10 protein-coding genes are annotated in these 10,462 nt (G+C 62.4%); 4 read left to right on the top strand and 6 right to left on the bottom strand.

Annotated features, from left to right (window positions below):
* Together AACZ55_RS13740 and AACZ55_RS13735 are read right to left on the bottom strand one after the other, a co-directional pair.
* Positions 1 to 803: DUF4344 domain-containing metallopeptidase (locus tag AACZ55_RS13740; RefSeq protein ID WP_339646972.1), on the bottom strand; the 803-nt coding region annotated here is incomplete at its 3' end.
* Between the two features lie 92 nt (positions 804 to 895).
* A complete protein-coding gene (locus AACZ55_RS13735) occupies positions 896 to 2,770 on the bottom strand; it encodes an ABC-F family ATP-binding cassette domain-containing protein (RefSeq protein WP_339646970.1) in 1,875 nt (624 codons plus the stop codon).
* Between the two features lie 154 nt (positions 2,771 to 2,924).
* On the opposite strand from AACZ55_RS13735, the gene ndk reads away from it, so the two are divergent.
* Both ndk and AACZ55_RS13725 read left to right on the top strand, forming a co-directional pair.
* Positions 2,925 to 3,347: a nucleoside-diphosphate kinase gene (gene ndk / locus AACZ55_RS13730; protein WP_338607143.1), complete on the top strand. Its 423-nt coding sequence runs from the start codon at positions 2,925 to 2,927 to the stop codon at positions 3,345 to 3,347.
* Between the two features lie 329 nt (positions 3,348 to 3,676).
* On the top strand, positions 3,677 to 4,594 hold the full coding sequence (locus tag AACZ55_RS13725) for a hypothetical protein (protein ID WP_339646966.1): 918 nt from the start codon (positions 3,677 to 3,679) through the stop codon (positions 4,592 to 4,594).
* 68 nt (positions 4,595 to 4,662) lie between these two features.
* Here the strand turns inward: AACZ55_RS13725 and AACZ55_RS13720 are convergent, their stop codons facing one another.
* Positions 4,663 to 4,920: a DUF1127 domain-containing protein gene (locus AACZ55_RS13720; RefSeq protein ID WP_339646963.1), complete on the bottom strand. Its 258-nt coding sequence runs from the start codon at positions 4,918 to 4,920 to the stop codon at positions 4,663 to 4,665.
* 107 nt (positions 4,921 to 5,027) lie between these two features.
* Here AACZ55_RS13720 and AACZ55_RS13715 point away from each other — a divergent pair, with 107 nt between their 5' ends.
* On the top strand, positions 5,028 to 5,894 hold the full coding sequence (locus AACZ55_RS13715; RefSeq protein ID WP_338607140.1) for a LysR substrate-binding domain-containing protein: 867 nt from the start codon (positions 5,028 to 5,030) through the stop codon (positions 5,892 to 5,894).
* Here the strand turns inward: AACZ55_RS13715 and AACZ55_RS13710 are convergent.
* Complete coding sequence (locus AACZ55_RS13710; protein WP_338607139.1) at positions 5,874 to 6,497, bottom strand: helix-turn-helix domain-containing protein; 624 nt, start codon at positions 6,495 to 6,497, stop codon at positions 5,874 to 5,876. The genes AACZ55_RS13715 and AACZ55_RS13710 overlap by 21 nt on opposite strands.
* A 100-nt stretch (positions 6,498 to 6,597) precedes the next feature.
* Here AACZ55_RS13710 and AACZ55_RS13705 point away from each other — a divergent pair, with 100 nt between their 5' ends.
* Entirely contained in the window at positions 6,598 to 8,136 is a 1,539-nt protein-coding gene (locus AACZ55_RS13705; protein ID WP_338607138.1) for an MDR family MFS transporter, read from the top strand.
* Positions 8,137 to 8,315: 179 nt separating this feature from the next.
* On the opposite strand, the gene AACZ55_RS13700 is transcribed toward AACZ55_RS13705, so the two are convergent.
* Positions 8,316 to 9,626: a hypothetical protein gene (locus tag AACZ55_RS13700; protein WP_339646959.1), complete on the bottom strand. Its 1,311-nt coding sequence runs from the start codon at positions 9,624 to 9,626 to the stop codon at positions 8,316 to 8,318.
* A gap of 72 nt (positions 9,627 to 9,698) precedes the next feature.
* Positions 9,699 to 10,436: a transferrin-binding protein-like solute binding protein gene (locus AACZ55_RS13695; protein WP_339646956.1), complete on the bottom strand. Its 738-nt coding sequence runs from the start codon at positions 10,434 to 10,436 to the stop codon at positions 9,699 to 9,701.
* Positions 10,437 to 10,462: the final 26 nt, after the last annotated feature.

Here is a 10,462-nt window from a genome sequence, read left to right as displayed (position 1 = left end):
TCGCGCACCGGCATGATGTCGGACACATAGAGCTCATAGAAAAAATCGACCCACTCATAGCACAGGATCACTTCCCGGCTTTCCAGGTCGTAGAATGCGTTGACCTCGCCGCAATTCTCGGCCGTGATCTGCACCGGGTGGGGCAAAACATAATTCTTGGCCACCCAGTCGGCATAGGTTTCGAGCACCAGCGACTGTTCCAGCAGCGCCTGCGCGATAGGGTACTGCCCGCGCGTGTCGCGATACTGCACCGTAACATCGGAAGCCGGTGCCCCCTCGCGAAGATGCGGCTCGAGCACACTCGACCAGCCCCGCTCGGCGATCCGGTAATCCTCCGCGCAGCTTTTCTGCCGGTCGATGGGCAGCGAAATCCGCGTCGCATATTGGGTGTGCCGCTCGTAATCGCTCCCCACCATCAGGCACGCCATGGCGTAGGAGCGCTGGATGTCGAGGCTGTGCGCGCCGTAGAATGCCGAATTGACGTAGCCGCGCGAGGGCCGGAAACTCTCCGAATAACGCCAGCCGTCTATGGTATCCTGCAGCCCGATCACATCCGCTTCGGTCCCCGTATTGAGCATGAGCAGCGTGGCCAGCATGTCCACTGCATCCTCTTCACGCCCCAGCACTGGCAGATCGAGCTGATCGACCAGCAGATGCCCGATTTCGTGCAGCATGGTGTGGCGGGTGTTGTTGAGCGCAAATTCGATGGCCGCATCGCGCTGCGCATTGGTCAATTGTTGCCCAACCGCCGGCGCGGCCCCGGCCAGTACCGCCAGCAGTGCCGCAATCACCAGTTTTGCCATGCTCGATCCTCGTCCCGCATCGTCCGGAAGCACCTTAGCGCGGGGCATAAACGTGTTCCAGACCGCGTTGGCCGGTTCGGTAAAGAAACCGCTCAGGCGTCGGCCTGCGCGTCCTCGAGTTCGGCGCTTTTCTCCAGCCACTGGTCCTCGAGCGCTGCGATCTCGCTCTCGAATTTCGATTTTTCGATCCCCAGCGCAATCGCCTTGTCCGCATCGCCGGTATAGAGGCCCGGATCGTCGAGCTGTTTGTCGATTTTGGCCAGGTCCTTGCGTTTCCAGTCCAGCTGTTGCTCGAGCGCCTTGATCTCCTTGCGCAGCGGCGCCAACTCGGCCCGCTTTGCCGCTGCTTCCTGCCGCTCGCGCTTGCGGTCCGATGCCGAACCGCCCCCGCCGGCTCCGCTCGCCCCGTTGGCGGTGAGGCTCTTCTGATACCCGTCCAGATCGTCCTCGAACTCGCTCACCGTGCCGTTCTCGGCGATCCACAGCGTATCGCAGGTCGCTTCGATCAGGTGCCGGTCGTGCGAAATGATCAGCACGGCGCCCTTGTAGTCGTTGAGCGCATGAACCAGCGCGTCGCGGCTGTCGATGTCGAGATGGTTGGTCGGTTCGTCCAGCACCAGCATGCCCGGCCCGCCAAACGTGATGATCCCCATCAAAAGCCGCGCCCGCTCGCCGCCCGAAAGGTTTTTCGCCTTCGTGTCCATCCGCGTCGTCGAAAGCCCCATCTGGGCCACCCGCGCCCGGCGCCTGGCCTCGCTTTCGAGCGGCATCAGGTCGATCACATGCTCGTAAGGGGTCTGTTCGGGCTTGAGATGGTCGAGCTGGTGCTGGGCGAAATAGGCCACATCGAGCGTTTTCGCCCGCAGCATCTGCCCGCCCATCGGTTTGAGTTCACGCGATAACAGCTTGGCAAAGGTCGATTTCCCGTTCCCGTTCGGCCCGATCAGCGCAATCCGGTCGTCGGGATCGATCCGGTTGGTGATCTTTTTCAAAATGACCGTCTCACCATACCCCACCGATACATTGTCGAAGGTGATCATCGGCGTGGCCGGCGCCTTTTTGGGCTGCTGGAAGCTGAACGGCGCCGCAAATTCATCGAACAGCGCCTCGGGCGGCCGCAGCTTTGCAATCGCCTTGACCCGGCTCTGGGCCTGCTTGGCCTTGGTCGCCTTGGCCTTGAACCGGTCCACGAACTTCTGCATGTGCTCGATCTGGGCGAGCGTTTTCTCCCGCGCCTTGTTCTGCAGCTCCCGCTGCATGCGGCGCGTTTCCTCGAACGTATCGTAAGCGCCCTTGTAAAAGGTCAGCTTGCCGCGCTCGAGATGGATGATCGAATTGACCGCCTTGTTGAGCAGGTCGCGGTCGTGGGAAATCATGAAGACCGTATAAGGGTAGGTCGCCAGATATTTCTCCAGCCACAGAGTGCCTTCAAGATCGAGATAGTTGGTCGGCTCGTCCAGCAGCAAAAGATCGGGCTGGGAAAACAGCACCCCCGCCAGCGACACGCGCATCCGCCACCCGCCCGAAAGCTCCCGGCACGGCCCATGCTGGCGCTCCAGCGAAAACCCCAGTCCTTTGAGGATTGCGCTGGCCCGCGCCTCTGCCGTATGTGCATCGATATCGGCCAGCCGCATATGAATATCGGCGATCCGGTGCGGATCCTCGGCGGTTTCCGCCTCATCGAGCAGCGCCGTGCGCTCGGTGTCGGCCGACAGCACCATATCGAGCACGCTCATCTCGCTGGCCGGCGCTTCCTGCGCCACCGCCCCGATCCGCGCCCGCTTGCTCAATTCGATCGATCCCTGCTCGGGCGACAAGAACCCCTGGATCAACTGAAACAGCGTCGTCTTGCCCGACCCGTTCTTGCCCACGAACCCGGTCTTGGCCCCGGTCGGCAACGTCACAGACGCCCCCTCGAACAGGGGACGCCCGGCAATCTTGTAATGGAGGTTGGTAATCGTAAGCATGATGGCGCGGTGAGTAACCTTGACTGCCCGCCCGCGCAAGTGGTGTCCCTGCAGGGCAGGTCCGCGCCATGCGCGTCAAGCCGTCTTGCCACCGCCACAACCTGACGCTAAAAGGCCCCACTTTCTTTGCATCCTCCAATAAGGACCAGACACAATGGCCATTCAGCGCACCTTTTCGATCATCAAGCCGGACGCCACCAAGCGCAACCTGACCGGCAAGATCATCTCCAAATTCGAAGATGCCGGCCTGCGCATCGTCGCCTCCAAGCGCATCCAGATGACCCGCGAACAGGCCGAAGGCTTTTACGCGGTCCACAAGGAACGTCCCTTCTTTGGCGAACTGGTCGAATCCATGACGTCCGGCCCCGTTGTCGTTCAGGTCCTCGAAGGCGAAGACGCCATCGCGAAAAACCGTGAAGTCATGGGCGCCACCAACCCCGAAAACGCCGATGCCGGCACCATCCGCAAGGAATTTGCCCTCTCGGTCGGCGAAAACTCGGTCCACGGCTCGGACGCTCCCGAAACCGCCGCCGAAGAAATCAAGTTCTTCTTTAGCGACGACGAAATCGTTGGGTGAGTGCCGACCTCGCGGTAACGCGAGGTCAAATCGCTCCAGTGGAGCGATTTTAGGCACGAACGCCCTGAGGCTGAGCGAAGGGCCAAACCAGTATCATCGACGCCGCGTTCGCATGGACGCGGCGTTTTTTTGCGAGTTGCATCAAGGTGCCGATACCAAATATGCTGCATTAAGAGCCTTGGCCTTCGCGCGCCGGGCGGCAAAGAGGCCAAACGATTGCCGCCGCGGTGCCGGCTGAAAAGCCGTAAGGGGAATGGTCGGGATAAGTTTGCGGCTGCGTGCGCATCTTTTGGGTGGGCACGCCATGCCTTTCTGGGAAGGCGCGGCTAATGGAAAGCATACACGGCTACGCGTTGCGGATAGCGATGCTGGTGCTTGTATCGGCCTTTGCGTTCGGAGCGATTGCAGCCGTGGCGATCGTCCGGCTGCAGGATCCAGGGCCGGCGGACACGGCGCCCGAAGTGGCCGATTTTGTCGCCGAGCCGGTGACGCAAACCCCCGCCAGCCAGATCGCTGCGACCGAGCCGACCGCCCAGCCGCCCGTGGCCGAACAACCGGCAACCGAGGTTGCAGCCGTCGAAACGCCCCCTGAACCCCCGGTGGTCCGGATCGCCGCTGAACCGCTCGCTGAGGAGCTTGTGCAAGAACCGGCGCCCCAGACGCCGCCATCGCCCGTGCATGAGGACGTCATCCGCCAGTCCTTTGTCAGTTTCACGCCCGAGCCACCGCCACAGGGTCCCGTCATTCGGCCCGAACCGCCGCTGCCTGAGCCCGATGCGCCGCAATGGCTCGAAATGGCCGGGATGACACCGACCCTTGAAGGTCTGCAGACTGAAATTGCCGAGGTTGCGCTGGCCGACCCGCCCGAAAATCGCCCCGATACGCCCCCGGCGGACCCCGAGCCCCTGCCTGAGCCCGAACCCGTGGTTGAGCCCGAAATTACCGCCACACCCGATGAAAATTGCGATACCGCCAGCGCCGACTGGGCCATGTTCCTGTTCAACAACACGGCGCTGGGCGATTGGGGCCGGGTGCCCAATGTGCGTGTCGTTTCAATGGGCTTTTGCGCCGATACGCGCCAGGCGCTTGAAGGCCGTATGCAAAGCGGTGGCCGGCTTGGAGCGGTGCGCGGCGCCGCAGCCGGCGATCAACTGGTCTCGCTGGCCCTTCAGCGCGCCGCGCACGGGCCCGAGGACGTTTTTGCAATAGCCACCGAAGGGTCCGTGCTGAACGTCTACGTTTACTGAGGGTCCAGACACGCGACAAGACAAGGGCTTGGAGCCAAGGATTCGATTCAATCAAATCCTGAACGGCTCTAGCGCGCCGCGTCTTCCTGTATCTGCTCGCGTGCCACCCCATACTGGTGGAGCAGCCTGTCGACCTCGCTGCGCTCGACCCCGATATCGCGCAATTGCCAGTCTTCCATCTCGGCCAGTTCGATCATCCCCCGCCGCCGCCGGGCATATGCCTGCCGGTCGGCCCACCAGCCCGAGACCACCAGCTTGAGGTAGCGCCACACCGTGGCGCGATACCGCAGCCGTTCAACGAAATCATCCCGTTCATATAGCGTCATCTGTCTTCTCCTTGCTCGATGACGCCCATCATGGATTGGCCGGATGGATTGATCTAACGAATGTTTTTTGTTAAACCCATCGAAATTGCTGATGAAAGGAAATCGCCGTGTTTTCGCTCGATCCGGATTTTCTGCGCACCTTTCTGGCCATTTCCGAAACCGGCAGTTTCGGTGCTGCCGGCGAAAGGGTGAACAAGACCCAGTCCACGGTTTCGGCCCAGATGAAACGTCTTGAAGAGATCATCGGCGTGCCGCTGTTCGAAAGGGAAGGGCGGCGCAACGTTCTCACCCCGGACGGGCTGAAACTGCTCGAATACGCAGCGTCCATGGTGCGGCTCAACGATGAGGCGCTGCGCGCCTTCCAGCCGCTCGAGATCAGCGGGCGCCTGCGCCTTGGCGCCATCGATGAATATGCCCAGGCCTTCCTGCCGGGCACGCTTCGTACCTTCGGCGCCGCCCATCCCGCCGTTCAGGTCGAAGTCGTTACGGGCACCAGTGGTCAGCTGCGTGATCTTTTGGCCGATGGCGAACTCGATGCGGCGATCATCTCGTGCCGGACGGGCGATGCCGATACCGAAACCCTGCGCTCGGACAGGCTGCACTGGATCGGCAGCGAAAAAGTCTCGCCCCATTTCGACGATCCCCTGCCATTCTGCGCATGGTCGCCGGGCTGCTCGTGGCGGGAAATGGCTTCGGCCGCGCTGGTGCGGGACGGCCGCAAATGGCGCCTTGCGGTCACCACGTCCAATGCGGCGTTGATTACGCTCACCGTACTCGACGGCCTCGGTGTCGCCGTCGCGCCCTCATGGTTCGTCGGCCCCGGTCTGCGCATTCTCGAGGAAATGGATGCGCGCTATCCGCTGGGCGTGGCCGAAATCGGCATCAAGCGCGGCTCGGCTGCGTCAAATCCCGTGCTCGATGCGTTTCTCGCTCATGTGAAGTCCGAGCTGAACTCACCCGCTCTTGCTGCTTGAGGAAATCTCGGTTTTCGCACGCTCGATCGAGCGCGCCAGTTCATCGATTTCGTCGGCAAACTTTTCTTCGGCCACTTCGCTGCTGTTCATCCAGCTCGAATAGCGCTCGAGAAGCGGCACGAACGCGGCGACGTCTTCGGCCGGCCAGGTGCTGAAAAATTCGCCCAGCAACAGCCATTTGTATCCCCGGACCGCATCGATCACCGCTTCGCCGGCGGCGGTCAACTCGAGGATCGTGCGTCGGGCATCCCGTTGGGACACCGCGCGGCGGGCATAACCTGAGTTGACCATCTCTGCCACCAGCCGGCTGGCCCGTGACGGGTCGATATGCAACCGCTCGGCGACGGTTGAAACCATTGTCTCGTCATCGGCGTTGGCGTCTGAGGGGAGGGGCGGGTTGGCAATGGCGAACAGCACATCGATTTGCGCCAGATCCATATCCAGACCCAGCGCCCGCGTGGCGCGATGGCCAAGTTCGCGCTTGTGCATCTGCCGCCGCCAGTTCTGAACCACGATGTCTATGCGGATCAGGGCGTCCGCCAGATCGGCGTTCTTGCCGCTTCTGGTCAGCAGGTCCCGCAATGTGTCCTGTCGTGTGGGCATGGGAGGCGATCCTTAATACATGCCAAAAGCAATTGCATGCTCTTGACATATAATTGCGTCGGGCAGATATATCAAGCCGACAAATATTCCGGAGTTAGAAATGTCGCAACCCGCACCAACTGCGCCGCAGCTATCCGATCCCAATGTCAAATTGGTGATCGGTGCGGTGGTCGCGACCCTGTTGCTGGCCTCGCTGGGCCAGACCATCATCACGACCGCGCTTCCCATCATTGTCGCCGACCTCGGCGGCATCGAACATATTTCCTGGGCCATCACCGGCTATCTTCTTGCCGCCACCGTCGCCGCGCCGGTTTTCGGCAAGCTGGGCGATATGTATGGCCGCAAGCTCATGCTGCAGTCGGGCATCGGCATTTTCCTTGCCGGCTCGGTCCTTGCGGCGATGTCGGTCGATCTCAACATGCTTGTGTTCTGCCGCTTTGTTCAGGGCATCGGCGGGGGCGGGCTGATCGTCACCGCCATGGCCGCCATCGGTGACGTGCTGCCGCCGCGTGAGCGGGGCAAGGCGCAGGGGTTCCTCGGTGCGGCCTTTGGTCTGTCCACCGTGGTCGGTCCCTTGCTCGGTGGCCTGATCGTCGAATCCCTGTCCTGGCGCTGGCTGTTCTTCGTCAACATCCCGGTTGGCATCGCGGCCTTTGCCGTCATCGCCATCGCCTTTGAAAGCCGCACCAAGAGCCATAAGCGCAAGATCGACTATGCCGGTGCCGCGCTGCTCACCACGGCACTCTCCGCATTGGTGATCTATACCAGTGTCGGTGGGACCATTCTGCCATGGTTTGCCCCCGAAGCGCTCGTCCTGCCGGTGATCGGCGCCGTCGCGCTCGTCGCCTTCCTCATGGTCGAACAACGCGCTGCCGAACCGATCCTGCCGCTCTATCTGTTCCGCAACAATGCCTTCCTCGTCTCCAATGCGGTGGGTTTCATTGTCGGCACGGCCATGTTCGGCACCATCACCTACATGCCCTCCTACCTGCTGATCGTTCAGGGCTTCGCCCCGACCCAGGCCGGGCTTGCCCTGTTGCCCATGATGATCGGGCTCATCGGTTCCTCGACCCTTTCGGGCATCTTCATCGCCCGCACCGGGCGCTACAAGGCGCTGCCCATCATCTCGACGGCCATCCTTGCCGTCGGCGCTCTGCTGCTCGGCACGCTCGGCGTCGATACGCCGTTCCCACTCGTCATGTTCTACATGCTGCTGGTCGGCCTCGGCATCGGCCCGGTCATGAGCGTGGGCGTCACCGCCATCCAGAACGCGGTGCCCCACACCGTCCTCGGTGTGGCAACCGCCAGCGCCCAGATGTTCCGCCAGATCGGCGGCTCGCTCGGTGTTGCGGTACTGGGTGCCATCTTCGCCAACCGGCTCGCCTTTGAGACTGCCGCCATCGGTCACCCCGAAGGCACCGCAGGCTTTAATGCCGCCGCGCTCGCCGCCATGCCGGCGCCCGAGCAATTCGACATGCTGCAGGCCTATACCTCGGCCCTGCATCCCATCTACTGGGTTGCCGCCGCTGCGGCCGCCGTCGCCAGCATCATCGGCTGGTTCCTCATCGAAATCCCCCTCTCGGACCGCAAGCCGGCCCCCGCTATGGATGCCGATGCCGAACCGCAGGCGGCGGAATAAGACTCAGCATCAGGCACTTACCAGACGTTCCCGATTCAATCCCGCAATGGATTGAATCGGAACCTGAGCTTGCGCACCAGCCCTGCCTTGGTCACCCTCGTCATCCCGGACCTGATCCGGGATCCAGTACCCCCAACACCAAACGTCAAAACCCAGACCCGCCCTACGGCAAAACGCCATCAAAAGCTCGCCCGCAGCGTCAGCCCGATATCGTGGCTGTCATAGGTGTAAAACACATTGTCCGACCAGCTGTTGGTGTATTCGTAATAGATCGAAGGCATCAGCGGCCCGATGGTGATGTCGCGATGGCTCGCCTCGATCCGCCCGGTCGCAAACCGGTCCACCTGATCCTCGAGCTGGAACGGGGCAGGGCGCCAGTGCCAGCGCTGCCCGATCGTTCCCTCGACACCAACCAGCAATCCATTGTCGAACAGCGTATCCACCCGCGCCCGTAGGGTCCCCACCAGCGTGCGCAACGTCTCGTCGTCGGTATGATTGTAAACCGCGCGCGCCGTCGTCGTCAGGTTCATGTTGGGCGAAAGCGATGTCGAATACGACGCCGCCCCATCGGCCAATAGCCCCGACCGCCCCGGATCGAGATGCCGCTCCACCGCCGCCAGTTTCAGATCGAACGCCAGCCGCTGCGACGCGTCGAGCGGCACCGACAGGCTCGAGCGTACGCCCGCTTCGGTCCGCTCCAGAACATCCTCTTCCAGCCCGACCGTCACATAAGGCGCAACCACCGCCCGCGCTGTCTCCCCAACCGCAAACGTTATCGGCAGCTCCGCCGTAAAGCTCGGCTCGAACACCTCATCGACCGTTGAAAACCGGATGTCGGTGCGCAGCACGCCCGAAAGGCTCGCCGCCTCGCTGCGCGCCAGTTCCACCGCCACCGATCCCCCCAGGCTGAACAAAACGCCCCGCTTGCCGCGCGCTTCCTCGGGAATTTCCCCCGGTCCCCACACCCCGCCATCGATTGTGTCTTCGCCGGTCTGCCGGTTGACGTTTGTCGAGGGCGCCATCGTGAAATAGCCGGAAAACACAGGCCGCCCCTGCGATTGCGCGTTCTGGAGCATCTGGGAAACCACGTCGCGCTCCGGCCCATCGGGCAATATGGCCTGCAACGAGCCCAGCCGCGCCGCCGCCATATCCCTCTGGCCCAGATCGGAATAACACCGATGCGCCACCAGATAGGGCGGCACGAAAAACGGCACCGCCCCGATCACCAGATCGGCCAGCACCACAGCCTCGGCGCACTCGCCATCAAGCGCATGCCGAACCGACGCCGCATAGGCCGCCATCACATCGCCTCGCCCGGCCTCTGCGTCGAGCTGGGCGGCAAGCGCATCGGCCCGCGCCCAGTCCCGCGCCCCGATCGCCTCGTCGAGCGACGCCAGCGAGGCGGTCTGCGCGAGGGCCGGGAGAACATAGGAAAAGGCCGTCATTCCTGCCAGCAGAAGCGACGCGAACGAACGTGCGTACTGTTTCATCAACACTATCTCAAGGCCACGGGTACAACGTAAAGCGCCGGGCGCGGCCAAAACCGTCGCCCGGCGATTGTATTATTGGCGCGCGCCGACCAGTGCGCCGGCGGTAGCACCGCTTGCGGTCTGGCCGCGTATCAGGCCGCCCATTTCCGCTGCGCCGGGTCCGTAAAACTGCCCGTCGACGCGGTTGGTCGAGACAAAAGCGCCCTGGGTCGACAGATTTCCGGTAAATCCGGTCCCCTGTACGACACCGCTTCCTGTTCCGAGCGGAATATTGCCCTGGCCGTTGTAGAGGTCCATTCCATAGGTGCGGGCATCGAAATTGACACCGGCGGCAAACTGGCCACCTTCGCTATTGCCGGCAGAGTCGGCGATTGACCACAGGCCCTGGTAATTGGCGCTTTGTATCGGCATGCTGTTCGGAGATGTGGCCTGGCCGTTGAGGACCGCCACACTTTGCTGGCTGACAACATTATCTGAAACGAGCGCCGCAGTAGCATATTGGCCGTCAAGTATGGCGGCACCAGAGCGATAGCTTGGGTAGGTGTAAACATCGATACCATTTACGGAATCATCGGGAACTCCGCTGCCACCGAAGCTATAGGTCGCGTTGCCCACCTGAACAGTTGCGTTTTGCGGGGTTCCGCCAATTGTTCCCGTTCCTGTCTGCGTGGTCGAGCCACCCGGCGTGATCCGTAGTGCGGAGTAGGTCAGCGGCGACGGCTCGGGCGGCGGTGTAGGAGAGGTGCTTGAACACCCGCTCACAGCCAGAGCGGCGGCCATTGCGGAAAGAGCGAAAAGTTTGGTAGTCACGGGGTTTACCCTCCTTGGTGGTCATG

It is taken from the genome of uncultured Pelagibacterium sp. (assembly GCF_963972885.1).
GTDB lineage: Bacteria > Pseudomonadota > Alphaproteobacteria > Rhizobiales > Devosiaceae > Pelagibacterium > Pelagibacterium nitratireducens.
This window is presented reverse-complemented; position numbering and strand designations above follow the sequence as displayed.